Below are 22,646 nucleotides of genomic sequence, written 5' to 3' on the forward strand. Positions count from 1 at the left end.
CTGCTACCCCGCTAGAAAATCAAACAACTGTGCGCCCCCGGCGACGTCCGTGCGATACAGCTCCGTATATCCGCATCGCTTGCAGCTCACTGCGGTGAAGCGATTGTTCGAGACGTCGAACGCGGCAGACAGGAATCCTCCCTCCGTGCGGATCTCGCGCCGCAGATACTCGGTTTCACCACACTTGGCGCATGCGTAGTCGGTCATGTGTTTGTCTCCTTGACGTGTCGCTGCATGATTCCACGCCGAGCGGTCGCCATGCAGGATTCCTCAACCCATCCGTTGCCGTGCGGCGCGGTAGGCGCCGATCTGCGGCTGCAGCGCTGCGATCCGCGCCAGGCTCTCTTCGCGCCAAACGTCGGCACGCTCGTAGAACTCTTCGCAGACCTGCACCTCGCCCGACAGCACCACCCACGGCTGCTTCGATGCCGTGCAGACGTGCACGTCCGGCGGAAATACGTCCGGGTTGTCCAGGGTGCCGACACGGACGAAGCGCGTCAGCGGGCCGCTGCCGGGGTAATGGCTCCAGACCGCGACCCGGCATCGCGGGCAGCGGGCGACCTGCTGGCCGTAGCCGCTCTCCGACGGAATCCGCTCGACTTCCGGTTCCGCGCCCAGGTGCTCGACCCGGTCCGACTCGATCATCGCGTTGAGCGCGAACGCCGCGCCGGTCTCGCGCTGGCACCAGCGGCAGTGGCAGCAATGCACCACCAGCGGCCGGGTGAGCATGCGGTAACGCACATGGCCGCAGGTGCAGCCGCCTTCGACTGGGTAGTGCATCGGTCCTCCCGTAAAAACGTGCTCCATGGCTGCGGACGAGGATAGACCGTCCACGGTTGGGACGAAGGTCGACCCCTTCACCAATGGCACGGGGCGCTGCGGGCGATGCTGGAGATGTCCGACCCGAAGGATTTCCTGGCGCGTAGCGGATGGCACCCGGGAATAAAGCTCGACTAGCGGCGCAGACCCGCCCGCGTCGCCGCGCGCTGCCTAGTCCGCGGCTTCCGGCGGCGCGAGGCTGTTGCTGTACATCCCCGAGCGGTCGAAGCAGCACGCACGTCGCTGGCCGTTGGCGAGCTTGTCGCAGGCGACGTCGATGCGGCGGACGCGCGTCTCCGCCTTCTTGCCCGAAGTGATCCAGTGGATCCAGTCGCGCCGCGCAACCGCAGTGATGTCCTTCCACGTCGCCCTCGCTTCCGGCGGCGCGTCGGCCAGCGCCTTGCGCAGGTCGTCCGGGACCTTGGGTTCGGGTTCCTCGTCGACCGGGCGGATCTCCAGTTCAACCTCGTCGCCGGCCTTGGCACCGGCGGCCTCGCGCAATTTCTTGTCGACCTTGAGCCAGTGGCTGCCCTTGCCATCCGGCTCGAGGGTGGCCTGGAACGATGCACCGTCGAGGCTGCCGTCGATCGTGGTCATGCTGCGCGTCGGCAGTTTGCCGCTGGCAGCCTTGGGCAGGATGAGGAACGTCCAGGTGGCGTTGGCAGGCTCGGCCGGCCGCTGGAGTTTGGCTTTGAAGTGGATGCTTGACGTGGTCTTTGTCATGTCGGGACAGTCTCGTTTTTCGATTGGTTCGTGGGCCTCAGCCCTCGCGCCCATAGGCCCGCTCGACCTTCGCGATCCGCACCGTGTACTGCGAATACCAGTCGGCGCGGCCCTGCACCTGGGCGAGCCGGTGTTCGGCGTTGCGCTTCCAGGCGGCAATCGCGTCCAGGCTATCCCAGTACGACACGGTAATGCCGGCCCCGTCCGCGCCGCGCGCGCTTTCGATGCCGAGGTAGCCGGGCTGTTGCGCGGCCAGCTCGTCCATGCGGGCGGCCATCTCGTCGTAGCCGTTGTCACCCTCGGTGCGCTGCGCGGTGAAGATGACGGCGTAGTAGGGCGGCCGTGGCGTGTTGGCGGGCATGTGCGATTCCAGTGCGGACCAGGACCGGCCAAGCCTCCGGCAAACCGGCGGCGTTGCCAAGTGCGTGTTCCGCCGACAGACCGCGGGTGAACGCGGACTTCACGCCAGCGGGAAGAAGCTGTAAAGCCCGCCGTGGACAAAGCCATGCTGACGACCGCCGCGCTCCTGTTCCTGATTGCCGCCGCCGGCGGGCTGCTCATGGCCGGCATCCGTTTCGCCACCAAGCACAACCCGCCGGCCTGGCTGGCGATGCTGCACGGCTTGCTCGCGGCCTCCGGCCTGACCCTGCTGGTTTATGCGATCTGCACCACGCCGGTACCAGCCACGGCTTGGGTTTCCGCACTGCTGTTCCTGCTGGTCGCGGCTGCCGGTGCACTGATGAGCCTGCAGTACAAGTGGAAGCAACGCCTGCTGCCGGCCTGGCTGGTGGTCTCGCACGCGATCGCGGCGGTGGCCGCGCTGCTGCTGTTGCTGGTCGCGGTGTTCGCCTGAACTAATATTTCACCAAACGGTTGACAATCGATCGGGCCGGCGTATATTCAACCATATGGTTGACAAATATTCCCCCCGTCTCGACACCGTGTTCCAGGCCCTGTCCGACCCGACCCGGCGCGCGATGCTGCACGCCCTGGCCGATGGCCAGCGCACCGTCAGCGAACTGGCCGCGCCTTTCGACATCTCGCTCGCGGGCGCCTCCAAGCACATCCAGATGCTGGAGCGCGCCGGCCTGATCCAACGTGAAGTGCAGGGCCGCGTGCATACCTGCCGACTCGACGCCCGCCCGCTGCATGCGGGTGCGGAATGGCTGCGCCATTACGAACGCTTCTGGACCGGCAGGCTCGATGCCCTCGAAGCCATCCTCAAGGCCGAGGACGCCGCCAGGAAACCCAAGCGGGCACCCACCCGCAGCACTCCCGTACCGACCACCCCCGCCCGCAAAACCCGTCCCCCACGGAGGAAGCCATGAACCAGGCCACCACACTCGCCACCCCCGAAGCCGATTACGGCTTCGTCAGCGCACCCCAGACCGTGCGCATCCAGCGCTTGCTGCCCGGCCCGATCGAACGCATCTGGTCCTACCTCACCGAGAGCGAACTGCGCCGCCAATGGCTTGCCGCCGGCGACATGCAACTGCAGGAGGGTGCGCCGTTCGAGCTCGTCTGGCGCAACGACGAGCTGACCGATCCGCCGGGCCAACGTCCGGAAGGATTCGGCGAGGAACACCGCATGCAGAGCCGCATCACCGAGCTCGACCCTCCGCACCGGCTCGCCTTCGCCTGGGGCGAGGGCGACGTGACCATCGACCTCGAGCGCAAGGGCGACCAGGTGCTGCTGACTTTGGTCCACCGCGGCATTTCCGACCGCGCCAACCTGCTGATGATCGGCGCCGGCTGGCACCTGCACCTCGACATCCTGGTCAGGCGTGCGAACGGCGAAACCGCGCAAGCGCAGGAAACGTTCTGGGACGGCTGGACCCGCCTGCGCGCCGAGTACGACCGTCGCATCCCGGCCTGACGTTCGGACACGGAGAACAGACAGGGCCAAGGCGTATACCGGCGGATGCGCCTGGTGCTAACGCGGCGGGTCGAGTTTCATTTCCAGCAATAGACCCTTGAAGCCCAACTTCTCATAGGCGCGGATCGCAGATGCGTTGTCGACGTAGACGTCAAGATAGACATCCATGACGCCGCGACGTCGGCTCCAGTCGACCAGCGCCTCGATCACCGTCCGGTTGATGCCGCGGCCACGGTAGCGCTCGGCTACGTACATGAAACCCAGGTAGGCATGGCGCGCGTGCTTGAACGCCGGCTCAGACTGGCGCAACTGAACGTATCCGGTGGCGATGATCCGGCCGTCCACCTCGCCGACCAGCAGCAAGGTGTCCGGGTCGGCGATCAACTTGTCGAGGTCGTAGTAGCGCGCGCCACTGTCGCGGATGGCGTCGTTGAACGGGCGCTCGGCTGAGACGACTCCCTGCTCCAGCGCCAGCAGCGTCTCGCGATCGGTCGACGTGGCCTCTCTCAGGGTCGGGTTGTCGGGCATCGGGTCCATGGGCGGTCGCGACCTCCTCAATCGCTGCTGCCGAGCGCCGTCGCGTACCCGGCAGCGTCCGACACGGTGTTGTGTCCAGCATCCGGGATGACCACCAGCTTCGCCACCCCGGCTGGGAAGGCGTCCGCGAGCTTGCGCGAGCTCCACGTCGGGACGACCTGGTCATTGGCGGCGACGATGATCGTCGTCGGGACTTGCAGCCGCTGCACATGGCACCACGACTCGTACTTGTCGCGCAGCAGCAGGTGCGTCGGGAACAGCTTGAACGGCCCGGCGACGAGTTCGGCGATGCTGTTGAACGGCGTCACCAGCACCAGCCGCTCGACGGGGCTCGACGCCGCCACCTGCACCGCGACGCCGCTGCCGAGGCTGCGGCCGACGAGGGAGATGCGCGAATGCGTTTCCCGGACGCGCTGCAACAGCGCCATGCCATCGGCGACCAGGGCGAACTCGGACGGCGTGCCGGTACTGCCGCCGTAGCCGCGGTAGTGCATCGCGTAGATCGTGGCGCCGGGGAAGGCACGGGCCAGCGGCGCGATGGCGCGGGACACGTCCTCCGCGTTGCCACCGAAGTAGACGATGGCGTGGTCGCTCTCGACCCCGTTGGTCGACACCACCACGTCCGCGTCGCCGCGCTGCAGGGTGATGGCCGGCGTGTCGACGCCGCGCGGGACGGGGTAGTAGATGAAGCGGTCCTGCAACAGGTAGAGCAGGGCGCAGATCGCCAGGTAGCCCGCGACGACCAGCGCAGCTGCAACGGCCAGCGACTTCGAAAGCGGCCTCATCGACCGGTCAGAACAACTCGTCGCCCGGCTTGCTGGCGGCCTGCTTGATCCAGTCCTTCATCTGCTTCTCGTCCAGCCCCTCATCCTCGTAAATGTGCACGTAGCGCACCTGCTCGTGCTTGGAGGCCTCCGGCGGCATCGGCTTGAGAGACGAGCCGCGGTGGAAGGTCACCTTGATGTCTCGTCGCCGTCGCCCCTGGGGATCTGCGGGTTGCCGCCGGACAGGAGCTTGGGCTTGTCGTCGGATTTCTTCGTCATGGGAGTGTCCCTCCGTCGAGTCGCGGCCATGGTCGCCCGGCGATGTTAGCGCCGCATGCAGAAGGACCGCCCGATGGGGCGGCCCTTCGTTGCAGTAGCAGCGTTCCGCTACCGAGCCAGGTGGCTTCGCCGCAACTGTTGCTCCGAACGCATCAGATGCAACACGAATACCCGCTTGTCGTCGTAGCGGTAGAACACCCGGCATGGCGGTTCGACAATCTGGCGATAGCGGCCGCGGGGCAGTTCCGGAGGCCGGCTGCCGCTGGCCGGGTGCGCGGCGAGCCGCTCCACATGAGAGAGCACCCGTCGGACCAGTGCCGAGGCCGCGGCGGGATCTTCGAGTGCGATGAAGTCGGCAATGGCGTCAAGGTCCGCCAGTGCCGGTTCCGACCAGATTATTTCAACCATCGGGACAGGCGTTCCTTCGCCTGTGCATGCGTCACCACGCGGCCTTCGGCGACGGCCATTTCGCCGCGGGCAATGCCTTCCAGCACCGACATGCGTTGCTGCATCCGCTCGTAGCTGCCCACGTCCACCAGGTACGCGCTCGGCAAGCCGTGCTGCGTGATCAGGATCGGCTCGCGATCGCGTTGCAGGTCCGACAACAGTTCCGTGGCCTGCCGCTTGAGCGTGGTGACGAGTTCGGTGCGCACGGGAGTGATACTAAAGTGGCACTTGCGCGGATGCAATGCCGGACTCGGGTGCGCCCGGCAACGAAAAAGCCGCGTGCTACGGATCCATGCCGATATGCGGCACCAGCACCAGCGGATCGCATGCAGCGTCCATGCCGCCGAAATAGCGCGTGTCGTTGCCGTCGCTCCAGTACCCCTTGGCTGCACCGTTGATCTGGAACTCCCACTGCCGTCCGCCTTCGACCAGCTCGCTCGCGATCATGCCTCGCGAAGTCTCGTACTCATGGTGATAGGCACTCGCGCCCGCCTGGCCGCGCGGAGACCTACGTCGCCGGTCCCACTGACATCGCGCCGACGCCGCCGCGTGTCTACTGTCGCCTCATGCGCATACAGGAGCCATGCTTTGGCCCGTCTCTTCGACCCACTGACCCAACGCGGCGTGACATTCCGCAACCGCGTCATGGTCTCGCCGATGTGCCAGTACTCCTCGCGCGATGGCCTGCCCGACGACTGGCACCTCGTGCACCTCGGCAGCCGCGCGGTCGGTGGTGCTGCCGCGGTGATTGCCGAAGCCACCGCAGTCTCGCCCGAGGGCCGGATTTCGCCGGCCGACACCGGGCTGTGGAACGACGCGCAAGCGCAAGCCTGGGCCCGAGTCATCAGCTTCGTCGAAGGCCAGGGCGCAGTGCCGGGCGTGCAGCTCGCCCACGCCGGCCGCAAGGCCAGCACCGACGCGCCGTGGCGCGGCGGCGGCGCGGTGGCTCCGGAGCAGGGCGGCTGGACCCCGGTCGCGCCCTCGGCGCTGGCATTCGACGCCGGCTCGCCGGTGCCGGACGCGCTGGACGAGGCCGGCATCGCCAAGGTCATCGAGGACTTCGTCGCCGCGACCCGGCGCGCGCTGGACGCCGGCTTCCGGCTGGTCGAGCTGCACGCCGCGCACGGGTACCTGCTGCACCAATTCCTGTCGCCGCTGTCCAACCGGCGCGAGGACCGCTATGGCGGCAGCTTCGACAACCGCGTCCGCCTGCTGCTGGAAATCATCGACGCCGTGCGCGCGGCCTGGCCGGAACGCCTGCCGCTGTGGCTGCGCATCTCGGCGACCGACTGGGTCGAGGGTGACGGCTGGGACATCGAGCAGAGCATCGCCCTGGCGCGGCTGGTAGGCGATCGCGGGATCGACCTGGTCGACGTCTCCAGTGGCGGCACCGTGCCGAACGCGAAGATCCCCCTGCAGCCCGGCTACCAGGTGCCGTTCGCCTGCCGCATTCGTCGCGAAGCCGGCGTCGCCACCGGCGCGGTCGGCCTGCTGACCGCACCCGAGCAGGTCGAGCGCATCATCGCCGAGGACGAGGCCGACGTGGTGCTGTTGGCGCGTGAACTGCTGCGCGACCCGTACTTCCCGCGCCGCGCCGCGCACGCGCTCGGTGCCGAAATCACGCCGCCGATGCAGTACGGCCGCGCTTGGTGAGCGTCATCCGCCGCAGTCGCTGCGGCTGCGCGGCAGTTCGGACGGGCGACTAGTAATGGCGGACCCGACTATTTCAGGCCGTCAGTACGGGAACAAGAAACGGATAGAAGCCGGCGACCGGCACGCCTAGATTCCCCGCATCAAAACAACGCAGGGAATTGGAAATGCAGGTACTCGCGGACAAGGTGGCCATCGTCACCGGGGCCAGCTCGGGGATCGGGCGCGCGACGGCCCGGCTGTTTACCCGGGAGGGCGCCAGGGTCGTCGTGAGCGGGCGTCGCCAGGCCGAGTTGGACACGCTGGTCGGCGAGATCGAGGCCGACGGCGGCCAGGCCATCGCGGTGGCCGGTGACGTCCGCGACGAAGCGCTGGCGAGGGCGTTGGTCGATGCGGCGGTTGAACGCTTTGGCGGTCTCGACATCGCCTTCAACAATGCCGGTGCCCTCGGCGCGATGGGATCGGTCGCCGACGTCTCGCTGGACGGCTGGCGCGACACGCTCGACACCAACCTGACAAGCGCCTTCCTCGGCGCGAAGTACCAGGTGCCGGCGATGCTGGCGCGCGGTGGCGGCTCGATCGTTTTCACCTCGTCGTTCGTCGGCTCCACCGTGGGCTTCCCCGGGATGGCGGCCTATGCCGCCAGCAAGGCCGGGCTGACCGGGTTGACCCAGGTCCTCGCCGCGGAGTTCGGCTCGCAAGGCATCCGGGTCAATGCGGTCCTGCCGGGCGCCACCGACACGCCGTCGAACCACGCCAACGCGCCGGACGCGCCAGAAGGCACCCGCGGCTTCATCGAAAGCCTGCACGCCCTCAAGCGCCTAGGCCGGCCCGAGGAGATCGCGCAAACCGTGCTCCATCTCGCCTCGGACGCAGGGAGCTTCATCACCGGCGTTGCCCTGCTGGTCGATGGTGGGGTGTCCATTACCCGGACCTGAGTGACGAAACGAAGGAGGGCCGCCATCGGGGCGGCCTTCTCATCCCGCCATCTTTCCGAGCATGTGGTCGATCACCTTGCTGTGCTCGTGCTGCGGGCTGAAGAGAATTACCTCGGCATCCTGGCCGACCCGGACCGTGTGCCCGGGGGGCCAGTAGAACAAGTCACCGCCATTGACGGCTTCGCTGTCCCCGTTGGCGTAGGTGACGGTAAGCGCACCTTGCAGCAGGTAGCCCCAGTGCGGGGATTGGCAGAGATCATCTTCCAGTCCCTGCAGCAGCGGCGCGATATCGGTGCCGGCGCCAAGGGAAAAGTATTCCCCGCTGATCGTGCCGTATCCGGCGGCGCTGCCGAACTCCGTCTTTTGACGGGCGATGGCCCCCGGCACGTCGATCCTGATGGGGATGTCCTGCTTGGCAATGCGCATCGTTGGGCCTCCGAGAGACGCAGTGGGCGAACAAGCGGTCTGCGCCTTGATAGAGCCAACGGCAAGCGGCGTCGAACCGGCCGAGGCCTGTGGCGAGGTCCCGAACCTCATCTGCGAGGTGTTGCACCTCGTTCGATAGGTCCCGGACATCGACGACGAGGTCCTGAACCTCATGCACGAGGTCGGCAACCGCACTTACGAGGTTCCACACCTCGTCAATGAGGTCGCAGACCTCGCGCGTGAGGTTCCAGACCTCATTGATGAGGTTCGAGACCTTGTTTTTGAAGGAGATCGCTGCACGATAGCCGGAGATATCTCAGGCAATTGCCTTCTTGCGATTGCGGGAATCTCTGGATCGCGGAGGAACCCACGTCGTGCCTACAAGTAGCTTGTCGTCGCGGGCGCAGCTTCCCAGCAATTCGCCCGACCGTCCTCGTACTGGATCTGGGCAGCAGAAAGCTCCAGGTCGGTAGCGTCATCAAGCGTTGCGACGTTCACCGCATGGAACGAACCATTGAACGGTTCGATCTCCAGGTATCCCTTGCTGAAAGGGCGGATCCCGCAGTGCTTGCAGAAGTAGTGGTGCACGTCGGCTTCCGGCCATTCGGACGGTGAAGCCTGATAGTCACTCAACGCCGCCTCGCCCTGCAGCAGCCGGAAGTCGCCCTGCATGGCGAAAGCCTTCCAGAAGCGGGACTTCCAGCAGAAGCTGCAGTTGCACCGTCGGGTCCCCGTCGTCAAATCGAGGTTGCATTCAAACTTGACGGCGCCGCAATGGCAGCTTCCCGAGTAGAGCTTCTTCATGGCATCCCCGCAGGTATGAATTGCTAGGCCTTGCGGCGGGCCTTGTGATAAGCGACAAGGGCATTGGCGTGGCCGTGACCGATCTTGTGCTCGGTCTTGAGAAAAGCCACCTGCTCCATGTGCTTCTTGTCCTGGACGGAATCAAGGACCTCGAACCAGTGCGCCACCGGCTTTCCGTAGTTCTTCTCGATGGAAGGGAAGTACGAGGCGGGACCTTTAACTTTGATATCCGTAGTCATGAGCGATCTCGCTGTTGGAGTGAGGCCCGCGGATAGCCGCCTTGGCTAGCCTGGCTGGTCCTCATCTGTCCGACGAGCGAACTGGCAGAAGATCGACAATTCTGGACTTATCGCCCATCGAGCCTCCCGATCTCCGTCGCGCTGAGCGCCGCCAGTGCCAGCAGGTTGTCCTCGATGGTCTGCATGGCGGCGTCGACCGCGGCCCACTGCGTCGGCGGAGTGCTGGGAAACCAGATTCTGCGATATGTGTCCGTACTCCTTGTCGCGTTGTGAGTGAAACCGGCCATCGTGGCCGGCGGGGGAAGGGTAGCGTGTGGGAGTCGGGCGCGAAATGTGTGGGGCTCGGTGGCGGGTGTGGCGGGGCTAACGCGCGAGTTTTTGGGAGTCGACACGGAGTATTGGAGAGTCGCGAATTAATGCCGGAAGACCCGTTCGTGAGCGATTTAGAACCGATCACGGGTCGTGGAGAGTCGCCGTCAAATCTGTCGCGGTTCGGCCGCGAATCGTAAACACCCGGCGGCGGTGTCTCAGGGCTCTGCGCGACTCCCTAACAGTTACGAAAGTAGGATGAGGTGCCGTGGCGATCGGCTGAAAGAATGTAAACCCAATCCCGTTCCCGGGCTGTGCTCTACCTAGGTCAGGTGCGGAGGCTCTTGCGCATGAACATGGTTGGGACAATGGTGCCTGCTGAGAGCACAAAGTTCTTTTGTGATAGCGAATTTTTATAGTCTTGATAGTGTAGCTGGGCGAGGGTAAAGCCCTCGGCGACCGTTGATATCTGTGAAGGGCGCGATGCCAGTTTAGTTAGAAGGTTGAGAACATTATCAAGGTATTCGTGAGCAAGCTCGATTAACACGTTAGTGTGCGAGGGTGTTTCGCCACTATGTACGATAATATTTCTAGTTCGATAGATTCGTCGTATTTGCCAAGACACCCTCTCTTCGTGTCCGTCAAGAAGCGAACTGAGCGCGGACGGAGATGCCGATATAGACTTCAAATAATCGATTCGCTTTTCGAGAAGTGCAAAATCTCTGCATCTAGAAATAAGCGAATCATACTGAGTTGCGTGGTCCGGTAACCCCATTATCCGAAGTAGTCTTTCTGTAAAAGTTTTTCCTGGAATTCCTTTGAACTGACTCAATACAAAAGGCTTATCCCAATGTAATAGGTCCTTAACCAGATGATTTACGAGTCTCTCGAAATAGTCATAGCTCAGAACAGGTAGAAGCGAGTTTACGATGTGTTCAATCGTCGCCTCCTGTGAAGATTTGGTCTCGGCGGGTATTAATGATTCAATTGCAATCCATAAATTTAAGAGTTGGTTTTCATCTGACGAGCTGCCCGCAGCTAGAGCATGTAGTTGAGCGCTCCTCATAAACTTATGAAATGCTTCTTCATGAAGCGAGAACTTTTCTAGAAAGTCTTTCATCTTCCGAGCTGCAACCTCTGGAGGGAGGTCGGCCCCCTTATGCATAGCATTCATGCCGCGTGGGTGTAGGCGGCTAATGGCTGCATCACCGAAATGAACAATTGCGTCAGAGAGCCACGTCGGTCGATCTCGATGATGAAATAGTGTTAGAAAAGTGGCGGCGACGCGCATTATGCGCTCGCCATTCTGTCGCGCGGCGTATGGTTCTTTTGCTGGAATATCCCGCAGTGTCGCGTAGACGTGTGTTGGTTCAGTCCGAAGGAAATTTACGTGGGCGCTTAGATCGATGTCGCCAGGAGGTTCCCGCGATATCTCAATTCGAAGCTCTTTGAGTGCCTCGGCCACAGTTAAAAATATCTTATCGGCCTTAAAGACCAGCGTATATTTTTTAGTTTGGTTATCAAATACTTCAAAAAACGCTTTCAGAGCGGCTTTGGCTTGTCCAATACGGTTCTTATCGTAGTGGAAATTCTTGAGCACAATCTCATGGATGTATTTCGAACTGTACCCTAGAGATAACAGGGTCGTTACATAATTTCGAGTGGCAGCGCGAAGTATGTCGTAGCTGCACTGAGCGCTCTCAATCTGTTCAATGACGGTCTCTTCGCATGCACGTCTATATGCGCTAGACCGAAGTTGATTGACCACAAGATCAACCGTAAGTTGCTTTGATCCAGTGGAGCCGGCTTTGTTTTTTAGCGAGCCGATTAGAAGTCCGCTTGGAACATTCAGAAGTTTGTCGGCAATTGGATGTTTGCTAAGACTACTGCAGAACTCTCCAGCGACATGATCGATATTGGGTGCTCTAATTATTCCGTTTTCAACATTGTCAATTGTTTCGCTTAGTTCTATTCCAAGCAATGCAGTGTGCATTACAGACGGCTTGTAGGTGCTTGGCGTCTTGTCGTAAGACAACTCTTCCATCAATTGCGCGAAGTAAACGAGTGGAGCGTTGTTGCTCGGGTCGTCCCACTTTTTTAGTGATCGGAATTTCACGCTCTTTCCCCTGAAAAGGCGGATCTTGGTGCCAACTAATTGGAAAACCGCGCTAGATGGCGAAGGAGTAGCTGCGCCGCCGAGACGCCAAGTGGTAGCACCCATAAATTTTTAGTGCTATCCCCAAGGCCGCCCCAGCGCCAACTTAACCGCCTTGACCCCCGGCACCGCCTTCAACGTCCCCACCAGTTCCGCATCCACCCGCACCGAGTGGCTGCCATCCAAATCCAGCATCCCCGCGGCGCCGGCCTTGATCAAATCCACCCGAATCGGCGTCTTGCCGGGCCGATGCTTCGCCAGCAACCCGTCCACCCGGTCCCACGTCCCCGGCACGCGCAAATCCAGCCGTAGCGACAACCGCTTGGCGTGCGTCGCGCAGATCTGTTCGTAATCCCAGCATCTCGCAGCCTTGAGCGCGAAGCCGCCGCTGAAGGCGTCCTCGCGCAGGCCGCCCTGGATCACCAGCAGGCGGTCGCGGGTCAGCAGGGTGACGTAGTCGGTGTAGGTCTCGGAGAAGAAGGCGACCTCCAGCCGGCCGCGGCCGTCCTCGATCTGCACGAACATCTGGCTGTCGCCCTTCTTGCGCAGGCCGACGACCTGGCCGGCGACGACGGTTTCCAGTTCCGGGCGCCAGCCGCTGCGGGCGGACTCGGGGCGGTTCTCCCAGATCTTCTCGAGGTCGCCGAGGTCGTGGCCGGTGAGGGCGTGCAGTTCGTCGCGGTAGGGGTCGAACGGGTGGCCGCTGAGGTAGTGGCCGAGGGTGTCGCGCTCGCCGTTGAGCAGGTGGCCGAGCGGGTATTCGTCGGTCTCGGGCAGGTCGAGCTTGAGCGCCGGCGCGGTGGTGTCGGCGCCACCGAACAGCGACACCTGGCCGGCGGCGCGTTCGCGGGCGAGCTGGTCGGTCGCCTTGAGTACCTCGGGCAGCTGCAGCATCAGGCTGGCGCGGTTCTTCCCGAGCTTGTCGAGGGCGCCGGCCATGATCAGCGCCTCGACGGTGCGGCGATTGAGCTTGTTGCCGTCGACGCGCTTGCAGAAATCGAGCAGGTCGGTGAACGGACCACTGCGACGGGCTTCGACGATCGACTCGCAGGCGCCGCGGCCGACGCCCTTGACCGCGCCGATGCCGTAGCGGATCACGCCCGGCTCGGTCGCTTCGAACATGTAGGCGGAGGCGTCGACGTCCGGCGGCAGCACCTCCAGCCCCATCACCCGGCATTCGTCGAGGAAGCCGGTGACCTTGTCGGTGTTGTCCATGTCCGAGGACAGCACCGCGGCCATGAACTCGGCCGGGTAGTGCACCTTCAGCCAGGCGGTCTGGTAGGCGACCAGTGCGTAGGCGGCCGAGTGCGACTTGTTGAAGCCGTACTCGGCGAACTTCTCCATCAAATCGAAGATCGGGCTGGCGATGCGCGCCGGGATGCCGCGCTCCTCGCAGCCGGCCTCGAACTTGGCCCGCTCCTTGGCCATCTCCTCGGCCTTCTTCTTGCCCATCGCGCGGCGCAGCAGGTCGGCGCCGCCCAGCGAGTAGCCAGCCATGACCTGGGCGATCTGCATCACCTGTTCCTGGTACACGATGACGCCGTAGGTCGGCGACAGCACCGGTTCCAGCGATTCGTGCGGGAAGCTGACCGCCTCCCGGCCGTGCTTGCGGTCGACCCAGTCCTTGTCCATCCCCGAGCCGAGCGGGCCGGGGCGGAACAGGGCGGCGAGCGCGATGATGTCCTCGAAGGTGTCGGGCTGGGCGCGCTTGAGGAGTTCGCGCATGCCGCGTGATTCGAACTGGAACACCGCGACGGTGTCGCCGCGGGCGAACAGCTCGTAACTGGGCTTGTCGTCGAGCGGCAGCGCGGTGATGTCGAGCGGGGCTTCGCCGGCCGCCGCGCGCCGGACGTTGATGGCCTTCACCGCCCAGTCGATGATCGTCAGCGTGCGCAGGCCAAGGAAGTCGAACTTGACCAGCCCGACCTCTTCGACGTCGTCCTTGTCGAACTGGGTCACCGGGCCACGGCCACGGCCTTCGCCGTCGTGTTCGGCGAACAGCGGGCAGAAGTCGCTCAGCGGGCTGGGCGCGATGACCACGCCGCCGGCGTGCTTGCCGGCGTTGCGGGTCAGGTCCTCGAGCGAGCGGGCGAGGTCGAGCAGGTCGCGAACGTCGTCCTCGCGCTGGTAGCGCTCGATCAGGTCGGTCGAGGCCAGGGTCGGGTTCTTGTGCGAGGCCTCCGATTCGCCCAGTGCGTCGTCGAGGCTGATGCCGAGCGTCAGCGGGATCAGCTTGGCGATGCCGTCGACGAAGCCGTACGGGTGGCCGAGCACGCGGCCGGCATCGCGCACCACCGCCTTCGCGGCCATGGTGCCGTAGGTGATGATCTGGCTGACCCGGTCGCGGCCGTACTTGCGGGCGACGTATTCGATCACCTCGTCGCGGCGGTCCATGCAGAAGTCGATGTCGAAGTCGGGCATCGACACGCGTTCGGGGTTGAGGAAGCGCTCGAACAGCAGGTCGTACGGCAGCGGGTCCAGGTCGGTGATGCCCAGCGCCCACGCCACCAGCGAGCCGGCACCGGAACCGCGGCCGGGGCCGACCGGGATGCCCTGCTGCTTACCCCAGTTGATGAAGTCGGCGACGATCAGGAAGTAGCCGGGGAAGCCCATCGCGATGATGACGTCGAGCTCGGTTTCCAGACGCGCGTCGTAGTCGGCGCGGGTCTTGCCGTCGGCCAGCGGCGCCTTGAGCAGGCGTTGCTCCAGCCCTTCGCGCGACTGGCTGCGCAGCCACGACTCGATGGTGTGGTCGTCGGGCACCGGGAATGCGGGCAGGTAGTAGGTGCCCAGCTTCATCTCGACGTTGCAGCGGGTCGCCAGTGCGAGCGCGTTGTCGATCGCGTCGGGGACGTCGGCGAACAGCCGCGCCATTTCCTCGGACGAGCGGAGATATTGCTCGGCGCTGTACTCCTTCGGCCGCTTGGGGTCGTCGAGCACGCGGCCGGTGGAGATGCACACGCGCGCCTCGTGCGCCTCGAAGCCCTCGGCGTCGAGGAAGCGGGCGTCGTTGCTGGCCACCACCGGCAGGCCGCGCTTGCTGGAGAGGTGCAGGGCGAGGTCGTTGAACACCTGCTCGCCGTCGCGGCCGGTGCGGGTCAGCTCCAGGAACAGGCGGTCGTCGAAGGTCGATTGCCAGTCGGCGACCCAGGCCTCGGCGAGTTCGGCGCGGTGGCCGGTGGCCAGGCGCCCGGCGAGGCTCTGGCGGCCGGCAAGCGCGAACAGGCCGGCGTTGTCCTCGCGCAGCCACTCCGGGCGCATCGCCACGCCGTCCATGCGGTGGCCTTCCATCCACATGCGAGTGAGCAGGCGCGACAGGGTCAGGTAGCCCTGGTGGTCGCGGCACAGCAGGGTCAGGCGCGAGGGGGTCTCGTTGCCATCGGCCAGGCCGATGTCGGCGCCGAGGATCGGCTTGATCCCGGCGGCCTCGGCCTTCTTGTAGAACTTGACCGCGGCGAACAGGTTGTTGAGGTCGGTCAGCGCGACGGCGGGCTGCTCGAGCGCCACGCAGCGTTTGACCAGCTCGCCGACCCGGATGGTCGAGTCGGCGAGGGAGAATTCACTGTGGAGGTGAAGGTGTACGAAAGGCGATGCGGACATTCGTGCCGTGGACTGACCGGCGAGGGCAACGGCCAGAGTAGCAGCCCGGTCGGGTGTCAGCTAACCCGGAACCGCTGGCTGGAGCCGGCCGGCAGGTAGCTGTTGGTGGCGACCTGGCGGCAGTGGGCGATCCACTCGGCCTCGGCCTGTCGCGCGACCAGCCAGGTCTCGCGGGTGAAACCGAAATGCGGGCGTTGTTCGCCGCGCAACTCGGCCTCGATCCGGCGCAGCCGGCAGAAGTCGAGGTAGTTGCGGACTTCGTCGGCGGCTATCGGCCAGCCGGTTTCGACCATGACCGCGTCGTCGAGCCGGCCGACCACCGGCAGGCCGTTGGGGATCAGGTTGAAGCTGTCGCGCAGGTAGCTGACCACGATGGCGGCGGCGACCTGGGCCACTGCCAGGGTTTCCCACTCGGGGTCGGTGAGCATCAGGTCGAGCGCGCCGGCGCGGCGCATGCGCTGGCGGATGCAGGCCGGGGCGATGCCGTCGCCGGGCTGGTCGATCAGCTCGCGCGCGGCGCTGGCCACCTGGTCGCGCTCCAGTGGAGCGTGGCCGAGGTCGATCTGGGCGATCAGCTCGTTGAAGTGCCGGAGTGCGCCGGGGTCGAGGTCGTGGCGGCCGATCAGGTGGCGGCGGCCGTTGCCGTTCAAGCCGGGTTGTGACAGCACGTCCGGAAGGGGGGCGATGGAAGCGGTGGCGACGTTCATGGCGGTGTCCCGAAGCAAGGTCCGTCCGTGGAGTGGAGGAGTTGCAAGTGCCGCTGTCATCTGGAAATACCGGCAAAGCCGCGGGCAATGACAACGAAGGATCAACTGACCCGGAAGCGGATCGGCGGGTCGCCGGACTGGGCGTAATGGCTGCCGTTGACCCGCAGGTGGTGCTGCCACAGCGCGATCTCGGCGACACGGTCGCGTACCCATGCGGACCGTTGGTCCTGGCCGCTGCCACCGGGGTGCTGGTCGTCGCGGTACGCGCAGAAGTCGCGGTACTCCTCGGCCTCGTCGGCGAACGCCGGCCAGGCCAATTCGATCAGCAGCACGTCGTCGAGCAGGCCGAGCATCGGTTCGTGGTCGGCGATCAGGTCGTCGTCGCGGTCGATGTAGGCCAGCAGCTTGAGGATCCGCGCGCGTGTCGCCGGCTCGTTGTCCCAGTCGGCATCGTCGAGCATGGCGCGCAGTTCCTCGACGCGTTGCAGGCGGCGGTCGAGGACACCGTGGGCGACGTCGGCCGGCAACGCCAGCAGCCAGTTGACCAGGTGCTGCAGGCGGGCGGGGTCGACGCGGGCGGCGTCGGGGTGGATTTCGTGCAACAGGGCGTCGAAGCGGGCAATCGCCTCGCTGCGCAAGCTCAGGTTGCCGCGGGTTTCGATCCGGCCATCGGGCGCGCTGTCATGGCTGTAGTACGGCAGCGGGTCGGCAGTCGGAGTGGGGACTGACATGCGCATGGCACACCTCGCTTTTTGCACTGCATCCGTGCTGGATGCAGTTCTTTTGATGCAGGTCCATGCTGCGCCGTTGCAATCGGATTGTCTTTGCCCCCAAAGGGGGGATGACCTTGGGACTAGGGCGGCGAAAGCCTGCTGCGGCGGGGCTTGTACGGCAGCGCCGCAGACCTTGCGAAACCGCGGCTGAACAATGCCGCGAAGGCCGCCCGCGGTGGCGGCCTGCGTTGCTGGCAATACCGGCTCAGTGGATGTGGAACCGCGGTATCGACGCCGGCAGGTAGGAGCGCGTGCGCGCCTGCCGCTGGTGTTCGGCCAATGCGGCTTCGGCACGGAATGCCTGCTCCCACTGGTCCCGGCCGAAACCGAAATCATTGCGGCTGCAACCGCGAAGTCGCGCCTCGATCTGGCGCACGCGGCGGTAGTCGAGGTAGTCGGCGATCTCGTCGGCCAGTCGCGGCCAGGCGGTGTCGATGACGATCGCATCATCCAGGCGGCCGAACCCCGGCAAGTCGTCCGGAAACAAGTCGTTCCTAGCGTGGACGTAGCCGACCACCAGCGATGCCAGCGCCGCGGCCTCGGCGCGGGCTTCCCAGGCCGGGTCGGCCAGCATCAGGGCGGCGGCGGCGGCGCGGCGCATGCGCGGGCCGATGCCGGGCGCACTGCGGATGTTGCGGTCGCACAATTCACGCGCGGCGGTCGCCAACTGGTCGCGCTGCAACGGGGTCCCGGTCCGCCCCAACTGGAGCAGGAAAGCGTTGAAGCGATCGACTTCCATCTGCGGGATGCTGAAGCCGCCGACGGTGCGCCGACGGTTCTGCGGCGATGAAGGCAGCGGGTGGACGATGGCGAGGTCGACGGCGGCGGCGATGGTGGTCGGCAGCGAGCGGGCGGTGGCGGTCATGGCGTTCATGGCGGTTCTCCGGGAAGCGGACGCCGGGGATTCGGCGCAGGCCCAGATTCCGCCGCGGGCCCGGATCAGTCATGATGGGGCGGGGAGCCTTTCGCCACCTTTCGATTGGGTTGGCGAGGTCTTCATGAGGTTTTGCCGATGAATCCGAACGGAGACACGGGAAGACAGGAGCCGGCGCCCACCAGCTACCGCTTTGGCGGGGTGGTCGTCGACACTGCGGCGCATACGCTGACCCGCGACGGCCAGCCGCAGGCGATCGAGCCGAAGGCGTTCGCGGTGCTGCTGGTGCTGCTGCGCCATGCCGATGAACTGGTGCCCCGCGACGAGCTGCTCGATGCGGTCTGGGGCCACCGCCACGTCACCCCCGGGGTGCTGACCCGGGCCATCGCGCAACTGCGCGCCGCGCTGGACGACCATCCGCACGAGCCGCGATTCATCCAGACCCAGCATGCGCTGGGGTACCGGTTCATCGGGGAGCTGAAGGCGGCGCCCGAAACCGCGCTCGTCGAACCGGAGCCCGCGCCCGTCCCGGATTCACCAAGCGTGGCCGATGCGATCTTGCCGACCGCGTCGGTGCGGGTGGAGTCGGACCCGGTGCCGATTGCCGCTGCCGCTTCTGTTCCGGAGGTTGCGCCTGCGGAGGTGGTCGCCGCGGACCCGCAGGCGGCCCGGCCGCGAACCGCCCGCCGGCGCCGGATCGCAATGAAGCGGACCTGGTTGGCCGCCGCGGTCGCGCTGGTCGTGGTCGCGCTGGTCGCGCTGGGCTGGTACAACCGCCGCGCCCAGCCGCCGGCGCCGGCCGAGGCGTCGATCGCGGTGCTGCCGTTCACCAATCTCAGCGACAACCGCGACGATCGCTATTTCGCCGAAGGCCTCGCCGTGGAGATGCACGACGCGCTGGCGAGCATCCCCGGGCTCAAGGTGGCATCCGTCCCAGGCGATCCGGCCGACGCGGAGGCCTCGCCGGACATCAAGGCCCTTGGACGCCGGCTCGGCGTGGCCACCGTGCTCGATGCCAGCGTCCGCCGCGAGGGCGACCGGTTGCGGGTGAATGCCCGCCTGTCCGACACCGACACCGGTTTCACGTTGTGGAGTGAGAGCTACGACCGCGAGGCCGACGACGTGTTTGCCGTGCAGAGCGAAATCGCCAACCAGGTGGTGCAGGCGCTGCCGGGCGTGCTGACGGTGCATCGCCGCACCTACCGGCGGTTGTGGCCGACCCAGGACCTGTCGGCCTACGAGGCCTACCTGAAAGGGCAGCAGCAACTGCTGGAACAGCCCAGCGACAACTACCTGGACAAGGCGATCGGCTTCTTCGGCGAGGCCCTGGCCGCCGATGCCGGCTTCGCCCGCGCCCAGGCCGGGATCTGCCGCGCCGAGATCATCCGGTTCGAAGGTGCGCGCGATGCCTTGGCGTTCCAGCGTGCGCAGGAGGCCTGCACCCGCGCGGCGCAGATGGACCCCGAACTGCGCGAGGTGAGCCTGGCGCTCGGCGAGATGCACCGGGTCCGCGGCGACTACGCGCTGGCCAATGAGCACTACACCCTGGCGCTCGACGACCTTGGCTTGCGGCCGGCGGCCTATGTCGGCCTGGCCCGGGTCCAGAGCGAACAGGGCCAGGACCAGCTGGCGCTGGAGTATTTCGAGCTGGCGCGCCGGTTGCGTCCCGGCGACGCGCTGGTCTACCGGGAACTCGGCTACCACCAGTACATGAACGGCGACGTCGAGGCGGCGATCGAATCGTTCCGCACCGCGACCACCCTGCAGCCCGACGACGCGGGCGTCTGGAGCAGCCTCGGCGGCCTGTACTTCGTCGCCGACGACAACGCGCGCGCCGCCGACGCGTTCCAGCGGTCACTGGCGATCAAGCCCAGCTACGCGGCATTGAGCAACCTTGGCACCTTGCGCTACGCCCAGGGGGCCTACGTGGACGCCGCCAAGTTGTATCGTCGCGCCGCAGAGCTCGATCCGACCGACTTCCGCATCTGGGGCAACCTCGGCGATGCGCTGGCGGCGCTTCCCGAGACCGCGGGACAGACCCGGCAGCCATACCAGCGCGCCGCGCAGCTGGCCGGGGACTATGTCGCGATCAAGGCCGAGGATGCGCAGGCACACGCGTTGCTGGGCTTCTATCGCGCCAGCCTGGGCGAGCGTGATGCGGCGCTGGAACACCTGCGCAAGGCCGAGGCGCTGGGCACCGAGGTCGGCGAGGTGTCGTTCTTCAACGCGCAGACACTGACCCTGCTCGGCGACGCGGGCGGCGCCCGAAACCGGTTGCAGCGGGCACGCGAGGCCGGCATCCCGGCGCAGCGGATCGATGCCTCGCCGGTGCTGCGGCGATTGACCGCGGCGGGTGCCACCGCTGCAGCGCCGCCGCGCGGCAACGCCATCTGAAGCCCGCCTGCGGCGCGCAGGCATACCAGGAGAAATCCCCATGCAGACCCCCATGCATGCGATATCGGTTGCTACAGCTACTCTGCTCGTACTCGCCGTATCCGGCTGCCACCCCGATTACGTGATCGGGGATCCGGCGGCGGCCGATCCTGACGGGGTGCCATGCAGCGAGTCCGAGGGTGCTTCGGCGGTGTGGATTGATGTGGAGGGGACGGGTTCGTCCATCCACCCTTCGGACGAGGAGTGCGCCGTTGATCGGAACACGACGATTACCTGGCGCTCCGCCGAAGAGTTTCACCTGAGGTTCCCCGGGGCCAACCCCGGGGGGCGGGGCGTAGGGGCGACATTCGACTCCCGGGCCGATGGGAGGCGTTACCACCTCAGCATCGACGCCGACAATGCCAGCGGAAGGTATGAATACGAGATCATCAGCGGCAACGTCATCGTCGATCCGGTGATCATCATCCGCAACTAGTGCCGGGTGCGGTCAGGCGAGCACCGCGGCCGGCTCCAGTCCCAGCGCGGCGCGCACCGGGGCGAAGCTGCGCCGATGCTGCGGGCATGGGCCGTGTGCAGTCAGCGCGGCCAGGTGCGCGGGCGTCGAATAGCCCTTGTGCATCGCGAAGCCGTACTGCGGCCATTGCTCGTGCAGGGCGACCATCGCGCGGTCGCGGGTGACCTTGGCGAGGATCGAGGCGGCCATGATCGCGCGGTCGCGGGCGTCGCCGCCGATCCAGGCCTCGGCCGGGCAGGGCAGGCCACGCGGCAGGGCGTTGCCGTCGATGCGTGCCAGTTCGGTGGCGTGGGCCACGCCCTCCAGCGCGAGGCGCATGCCGAGCATCGTCGCCTGGAAGATGTTGATGCGATCGATCTCATCGACCTCCACCGCGACCACGTGCCAGGCCACCGCGCGCTCGACGATGCGCTGGTACAGCGCCTCGCGGCGCGCCTCGTTGAGCTGCTTGGAGTCGTTGAGCCCGTTGATCGGAGTGCGCCCGGGACCGAGCACGACCGCGGCCACCACCACCGGCCCCGCCAACGGACCGCGGCCGGCTTCGTCGACCCCGGCGATGCGCTGCGCGCCGCGGGCGACCGCCAGGTCCAGCGCGAGTTGTCCGCTGTCAGCCATCCGTCGATTCGAGCAATTCGGCGACCGCGGCGGCGGCCCGGGTCGAGGCATCGCACCGGAGCGACTCGTGGATGGCGAGGAAGCGCGGCCGCAGCGCTTCGGCGGCGGCCGGGTCGCGCAACCAGCGCAGGGTCGCTTCGGCGAGGTTCTGCGGGGTGCAGTCGTGCTGCATCAGTTCCGGCACCACGGCTTCGCCGGCGAGCACGTTCGGCAACGCATAGTGGTCGACCTTGAGCATGCCCAGGCCCTTGACCAGCCGGTAGGTCAACGGCGCGACCTTGTAGCCGACCACCATCGGCCGCTTGGCCAGCATCGCCTCCAGGGTCGCGGTGCCGGACGCCAGCAGGATCACGTCGCTGGCGACCATCAGGGTGCGGGCGTGGCCGACGATTTCTCGCAGCGCCGGCGCCAGGGCCCCGCGGTCCGGATGCGCCGCGAATACGCGCTTGAACGCTTCGTGCGCCTGCGGATTGGCCATCGGCACCGCGATCTGCAGCGCCGGTTCGGCGGCGAGCACGCGCGCGGCGGCGGCGAGGAAGTCGGCGCCGAGGCGTTCGATCTCGCCGACCCGCGAGCCCGGCAGCAACGCCAACAGAGGCGGCAGGGGATCGATGCCGAGCGCCGCGCGGGCGGTGCCACGGTCGGGCTGCAACGGCATCTCGTCGGCCAGCGGATGGCCGACGAAGCGCGCGTCGACGCCGTGGCGCTCGTAGATCTCGGGCTCCATCGGGAACAGGCACAGCACCCGGTCGGCGCTGAGTCCGATCTTGGCGGCGCGCTTCTCGCGCCAGGCCCAGACCGACGGGCTGACGTAGTGCACGGTGCGCACGCCACGGTGCTTGAGCCACTTTTCCACGCCGAGGTTGAAGTCCGGCGCGTCGATGCCGATGAATACGTCCGGCCGCCAGTCGAGCACCCGCTGGCGCAGTTCGCGGCGCAGGCGCAGTAACCGGGGCAGGTGGCGCAGCACTTCCGACAGGCCCATCACCGCCAGCTCGGAGGCGTCGAACCAGGTATCCACGCCGACCTCGCGCATGGCTTCGCCGCCGACGCCGACGAACTCGGCATCCGGCCAGCGCTGTTTCAGGCGCTGGACCAGGCCCGCGCCGAGCAGGTCGCCGGAGGATTCGCCGGCGACCAGCGCGATGCGCTTGCGCGGGACGTGCACCGGATCGTTGAAGATGTCTTCCACAGCCGTCCCCG

General features: G+C 66.1%; 27 protein-coding genes. 7 read left to right on the forward strand and 20 right to left on the reverse strand.

Annotated elements, in window-relative coordinates:
• Positions 1–3: 3 nt before the first annotated feature.
• The 4 genes from SNE34_RS00955 to SNE34_RS00970 all read right to left on the reverse strand — a co-directional run bounded on the left by SNE34_RS00955 (position 4) and on the right by SNE34_RS00970 (position 1,903).
• The gene (locus SNE34_RS00955) at positions 4–207 is read right to left on the reverse strand and encodes a zinc ribbon domain-containing protein (RefSeq protein ID WP_332613835.1); all 204 of its coding nucleotides are present in this window, start codon (positions 205–207) and stop codon (positions 4–6) included.
• A 63-nt stretch (positions 208–270) separates the two neighbouring features.
• On the reverse strand, positions 271–780 hold the full coding sequence (locus SNE34_RS00960; RefSeq protein WP_332613837.1) for a GFA family protein: 510 nt from the start codon (positions 778–780) through the stop codon (positions 271–273).
• Between the two features lie 210 nt (positions 781–990).
• Positions 991–1,542: a YdeI/OmpD-associated family protein gene (locus tag SNE34_RS00965; RefSeq protein ID WP_332613838.1), complete on the reverse strand. Its 552-nt coding sequence runs from the start codon at positions 1,540–1,542 to the stop codon at positions 991–993.
• Positions 1,543–1,579: 37 nt separating this feature from the next.
• On the reverse strand, positions 1,580–1,903 hold the full coding sequence (locus SNE34_RS00970) for an antibiotic biosynthesis monooxygenase family protein (RefSeq protein WP_332613840.1): 324 nt from the start codon (positions 1,901–1,903) through the stop codon (positions 1,580–1,582).
• A gap of 144 nt (positions 1,904–2,047) precedes the next feature.
• Here SNE34_RS00970 and SNE34_RS00975 point away from each other — a divergent pair, with 144 nt between their 5' ends.
• Genes SNE34_RS00975 through SNE34_RS00985 form a run of 3 tightly spaced genes read left to right on the forward strand, consistent with a single transcriptional unit; the run spans position 2,048 to position 3,418 of the window.
• Entirely contained in the window at positions 2,048–2,395 is a 348-nt protein-coding gene (locus SNE34_RS00975; RefSeq protein ID WP_332613841.1) for a hypothetical protein, read from the forward strand.
• A 55-nt stretch (positions 2,396–2,450) separates the two neighbouring features.
• A complete protein-coding gene (locus SNE34_RS00980; protein ID WP_332613843.1) occupies positions 2,451–2,870 on the forward strand; it encodes an ArsR/SmtB family transcription factor in 420 nt (139 codons plus the stop codon).
• Complete coding sequence (locus SNE34_RS00985) at positions 2,867–3,418, forward strand: SRPBCC family protein (protein WP_332613845.1); 552 nt, start codon at positions 2,867–2,869, stop codon at positions 3,416–3,418. Before SNE34_RS00980 ends, SNE34_RS00985 begins: the two co-directional genes overlap by 4 nt.
• A 57-nt stretch (positions 3,419–3,475) precedes the next feature.
• Here SNE34_RS00985 and SNE34_RS00990 read toward each other — a convergent pair whose 3' ends face one another.
• From SNE34_RS00990 to SNE34_RS01015, 6 genes are all read right to left on the reverse strand, one after another.
• Positions 3,476–3,955 carry a GNAT family N-acetyltransferase gene (locus tag SNE34_RS00990; RefSeq protein ID WP_332613847.1) on the reverse strand — a complete coding sequence of 160 codons (480 nt, stop codon included), beginning with the start codon at positions 3,953–3,955 and terminating at the stop codon, positions 3,476–3,478.
• Between the two features lie 17 nt (positions 3,956–3,972).
• On the reverse strand, positions 3,973–4,740 hold the full coding sequence (locus SNE34_RS00995; protein ID WP_332613848.1) for an alpha/beta hydrolase: 768 nt from the start codon (positions 4,738–4,740) through the stop codon (positions 3,973–3,975).
• Between the two features lie 7 nt (positions 4,741–4,747).
• The gene (locus tag SNE34_RS01000; protein ID WP_332613851.1) at positions 4,748–4,912 is read right to left on the reverse strand and encodes a hypothetical protein; all 165 of its coding nucleotides are present in this window, start codon (positions 4,910–4,912) and stop codon (positions 4,748–4,750) included.
• A gap of 194 nt (positions 4,913–5,106) precedes the next feature.
• Positions 5,107–5,406 (reverse strand): type II toxin-antitoxin system RelE/ParE family toxin, encoded by a 300-nt coding sequence (locus SNE34_RS01005; RefSeq protein ID WP_332613853.1) that lies wholly within the window; start codon positions 5,404–5,406, stop codon positions 5,107–5,109.
• Positions 5,394–5,651, reverse strand: coding sequence for a type II toxin-antitoxin system prevent-host-death family antitoxin (locus tag SNE34_RS01010; RefSeq protein ID WP_332613855.1), 258 nt, complete (start codon positions 5,649–5,651; stop codon positions 5,394–5,396). The genes SNE34_RS01005 and SNE34_RS01010 overlap by 13 nt, the downstream gene beginning before the upstream one ends.
• A gap of 76 nt (positions 5,652–5,727) precedes the next feature.
• Positions 5,728–5,892 (reverse strand): hypothetical protein, encoded by a 165-nt coding sequence (locus SNE34_RS01015; protein WP_332613857.1) that lies wholly within the window; start codon positions 5,890–5,892, stop codon positions 5,728–5,730.
• 141 nt (positions 5,893–6,033) lie between these two features.
• Between SNE34_RS01015 and SNE34_RS01020 the strand changes: the two genes are divergently transcribed.
• Complete coding sequence (locus SNE34_RS01020; RefSeq protein WP_332613858.1) at positions 6,034–7,098, forward strand: NADH:flavin oxidoreductase/NADH oxidase; 1,065 nt, start codon at positions 6,034–6,036, stop codon at positions 7,096–7,098.
• Positions 7,099–7,262: 164 nt separating this feature from the next.
• Positions 7,263–8,033, forward strand: coding sequence for an SDR family oxidoreductase (locus SNE34_RS01025; RefSeq protein WP_332613860.1), 771 nt, complete (start codon positions 7,263–7,265; stop codon positions 8,031–8,033).
• Between the two features lie 39 nt (positions 8,034–8,072).
• On the opposite strand, the gene SNE34_RS01030 is transcribed toward SNE34_RS01025, so the two are convergent.
• The 8 genes from SNE34_RS01030 to SNE34_RS01065 form a co-directional block, all read right to left on the reverse strand.
• Entirely contained in the window at positions 8,073–8,459 is a 387-nt protein-coding gene (locus tag SNE34_RS01030) for a cupin domain-containing protein (protein ID WP_332613861.1), read from the reverse strand.
• 378 nt (positions 8,460–8,837) lie between these two features.
• Positions 8,838–9,263 carry a GFA family protein gene (locus SNE34_RS01035; RefSeq protein ID WP_332613863.1) on the reverse strand — a complete coding sequence of 142 codons (426 nt, stop codon included), beginning with the start codon at positions 9,261–9,263 and terminating at the stop codon, positions 8,838–8,840.
• A 23-nt stretch (positions 9,264–9,286) separates the two neighbouring features.
• A complete protein-coding gene (locus tag SNE34_RS01040) occupies positions 9,287–9,502 on the reverse strand; it encodes a DUF4287 domain-containing protein (protein WP_332613865.1) in 216 nt (71 codons plus the stop codon).
• Positions 9,503–10,139: 637 nt separating this feature from the next.
• A complete protein-coding gene (locus SNE34_RS01045; protein WP_332613867.1) occupies positions 10,140–11,927 on the reverse strand; it encodes a hypothetical protein in 1,788 nt (595 codons plus the stop codon).
• A 117-nt stretch (positions 11,928–12,044) separates the two neighbouring features.
• Complete coding sequence (dnaE, locus tag SNE34_RS01050) at positions 12,045–15,566, reverse strand: DNA polymerase III subunit alpha (protein WP_332613869.1); 3,522 nt, start codon at positions 15,564–15,566, stop codon at positions 12,045–12,047.
• A 56-nt stretch (positions 15,567–15,622) separates the two neighbouring features.
• Positions 15,623–16,273, reverse strand: coding sequence for a hypothetical protein (locus tag SNE34_RS01055; RefSeq protein WP_332613871.1), 651 nt, complete (start codon positions 16,271–16,273; stop codon positions 15,623–15,625).
• 101 nt (positions 16,274–16,374) lie between these two features.
• Positions 16,375–17,004, reverse strand: coding sequence for a hypothetical protein (locus tag SNE34_RS01060; protein WP_332613873.1), 630 nt, complete (start codon positions 17,002–17,004; stop codon positions 16,375–16,377).
• 247 nt (positions 17,005–17,251) lie between these two features.
• Positions 17,252–17,920: a YkvA family protein gene (locus SNE34_RS01065; protein ID WP_332613875.1), complete on the reverse strand. Its 669-nt coding sequence runs from the start codon at positions 17,918–17,920 to the stop codon at positions 17,252–17,254.
• A 138-nt stretch (positions 17,921–18,058) separates the two neighbouring features.
• On the opposite strand from SNE34_RS01065, the gene SNE34_RS01070 reads away from it, so the two are divergent.
• Both SNE34_RS01070 and SNE34_RS01075 read left to right on the forward strand, forming a co-directional pair.
• Positions 18,059–20,314, forward strand: a complete 2,256-nt coding sequence (locus tag SNE34_RS01070; RefSeq protein WP_332613877.1) for a tetratricopeptide repeat protein — start codon at positions 18,059–18,061, stop codon at positions 20,312–20,314.
• Between the two features lie 40 nt (positions 20,315–20,354).
• A complete protein-coding gene (locus tag SNE34_RS01075; protein ID WP_332613879.1) occupies positions 20,355–20,789 on the forward strand; it encodes a hypothetical protein in 435 nt (144 codons plus the stop codon).
• 12 nt (positions 20,790–20,801) lie between these two features.
• Here SNE34_RS01075 and SNE34_RS01080 read toward each other — a convergent pair whose 3' ends face one another.
• Both SNE34_RS01080 and lpxB read right to left on the reverse strand, forming a co-directional pair.
• On the reverse strand, positions 20,802–21,443 hold the full coding sequence (locus SNE34_RS01080; RefSeq protein ID WP_332613881.1) for a ribonuclease HII: 642 nt from the start codon (positions 21,441–21,443) through the stop codon (positions 20,802–20,804).
• Positions 21,436–22,635, reverse strand: coding sequence for a lipid-A-disaccharide synthase (lpxB, locus tag SNE34_RS01085; RefSeq protein WP_332613883.1), 1,200 nt, complete (start codon positions 22,633–22,635; stop codon positions 21,436–21,438). The genes SNE34_RS01080 and lpxB overlap by 8 nt, the downstream gene beginning before the upstream one ends.
• Between the last annotated feature and the right edge of the window lie 11 nt (positions 22,636–22,646).

Origin of the sequence: Novilysobacter erysipheiresistens, from assembly GCF_036663935.1 — a bacterium.
Classification (GTDB): Bacteria; Pseudomonadota; Gammaproteobacteria; order Xanthomonadales; family Xanthomonadaceae; genus Novilysobacter; species Novilysobacter erysipheiresistens.

What these genes read in the sequence shown, in the direction of transcription:
- SNE34_RS00980 (WP_332613843.1), top strand. Translation starts at nt 2,451, where the DNA reads ATGGTTGACAAATATTCCCCCCGTCTCGACACCGTGTTCCAGGCCCTG.
- SNE34_RS01005 (WP_332613853.1), bottom strand. Translation starts at nt 5,406, where the DNA reads ATGGTTGAAATAATCTGGTCGGAACCGGCACTGGCGGACCTTGACGCC.
- SNE34_RS01030 (WP_332613861.1), bottom strand. Translation starts at nt 8,459, where the DNA reads ATGCGCATTGCCAAGCAGGACATCCCCATCAGGATCGACGTGCCGGGG.
- SNE34_RS01065 (WP_332613875.1), bottom strand. Translation starts at nt 17,920, where the DNA reads ATGAACGCCATGACCGCCACCGCCCGCTCGCTGCCGACCACCATCGCC.
- SNE34_RS00975 (WP_332613841.1), top strand. Translation starts at nt 2,048, where the DNA reads ATGCTGACGACCGCCGCGCTCCTGTTCCTGATTGCCGCCGCCGGCGGG.
- SNE34_RS00960 (WP_332613837.1), bottom strand. Translation starts at nt 780, where the DNA reads ATGCACTACCCAGTCGAAGGCGGCTGCACCTGCGGCCATGTGCGTTAC.
- SNE34_RS00995 (WP_332613848.1), bottom strand. Translation starts at nt 4,740, where the DNA reads ATGAGGCCGCTTTCGAAGTCGCTGGCCGTTGCAGCTGCGCTGGTCGTC.
- SNE34_RS01040 (WP_332613865.1), bottom strand. Translation starts at nt 9,502, where the DNA reads ATGACTACGGATATCAAAGTTAAAGGTCCCGCCTCGTACTTCCCTTCC.
- SNE34_RS01055 (WP_332613871.1), bottom strand. Translation starts at nt 16,273, where the DNA reads ATGAACGTCGCCACCGCTTCCATCGCCCCCCTTCCGGACGTGCTGTCA.
- SNE34_RS01075 (WP_332613879.1), top strand. Translation starts at nt 20,355, where the DNA reads ATGCAGACCCCCATGCATGCGATATCGGTTGCTACAGCTACTCTGCTC.
- SNE34_RS00965 (WP_332613838.1), bottom strand. Translation starts at nt 1,542, where the DNA reads ATGACAAAGACCACGTCAAGCATCCACTTCAAAGCCAAACTCCAGCGG.
- SNE34_RS01070 (WP_332613877.1), top strand. Translation starts at nt 18,059, where the DNA reads ATGAATCCGAACGGAGACACGGGAAGACAGGAGCCGGCGCCCACCAGC.
- SNE34_RS00985 (WP_332613845.1), top strand. Translation starts at nt 2,867, where the DNA reads ATGAACCAGGCCACCACACTCGCCACCCCCGAAGCCGATTACGGCTTC.
- SNE34_RS00990 (WP_332613847.1), bottom strand. Translation starts at nt 3,955, where the DNA reads ATGGACCCGATGCCCGACAACCCGACCCTGAGAGAGGCCACGTCGACC.
- SNE34_RS00955 (WP_332613835.1), bottom strand. Translation starts at nt 207, where the DNA reads ATGACCGACTACGCATGCGCCAAGTGTGGTGAAACCGAGTATCTGCGG.
- dnaE (WP_332613869.1), bottom strand. Translation starts at nt 15,566, where the DNA reads ATGTCCGCATCGCCTTTCGTACACCTTCACCTCCACAGTGAATTCTCC.
- SNE34_RS01035 (WP_332613863.1), bottom strand. Translation starts at nt 9,263, where the DNA reads ATGAAGAAGCTCTACTCGGGAAGCTGCCATTGCGGCGCCGTCAAGTTT.
- SNE34_RS01060 (WP_332613873.1), bottom strand. Translation starts at nt 17,004, where the DNA reads ATGTCAGTCCCCACTCCGACTGCCGACCCGCTGCCGTACTACAGCCAT.
- SNE34_RS01015 (WP_332613857.1), bottom strand. Translation starts at nt 5,892, where the DNA reads ATGATCGCGAGCGAGCTGGTCGAAGGCGGACGGCAGTGGGAGTTCCAG.
- SNE34_RS00970 (WP_332613840.1), bottom strand. Translation starts at nt 1,903, where the DNA reads ATGCCCGCCAACACGCCACGGCCGCCCTACTACGCCGTCATCTTCACC.
- SNE34_RS01025 (WP_332613860.1), top strand. Translation starts at nt 7,263, where the DNA reads ATGCAGGTACTCGCGGACAAGGTGGCCATCGTCACCGGGGCCAGCTCG.
- SNE34_RS01080 (WP_332613881.1), bottom strand. Translation starts at nt 21,443, where the DNA reads ATGGCTGACAGCGGACAACTCGCGCTGGACCTGGCGGTCGCCCGCGGC.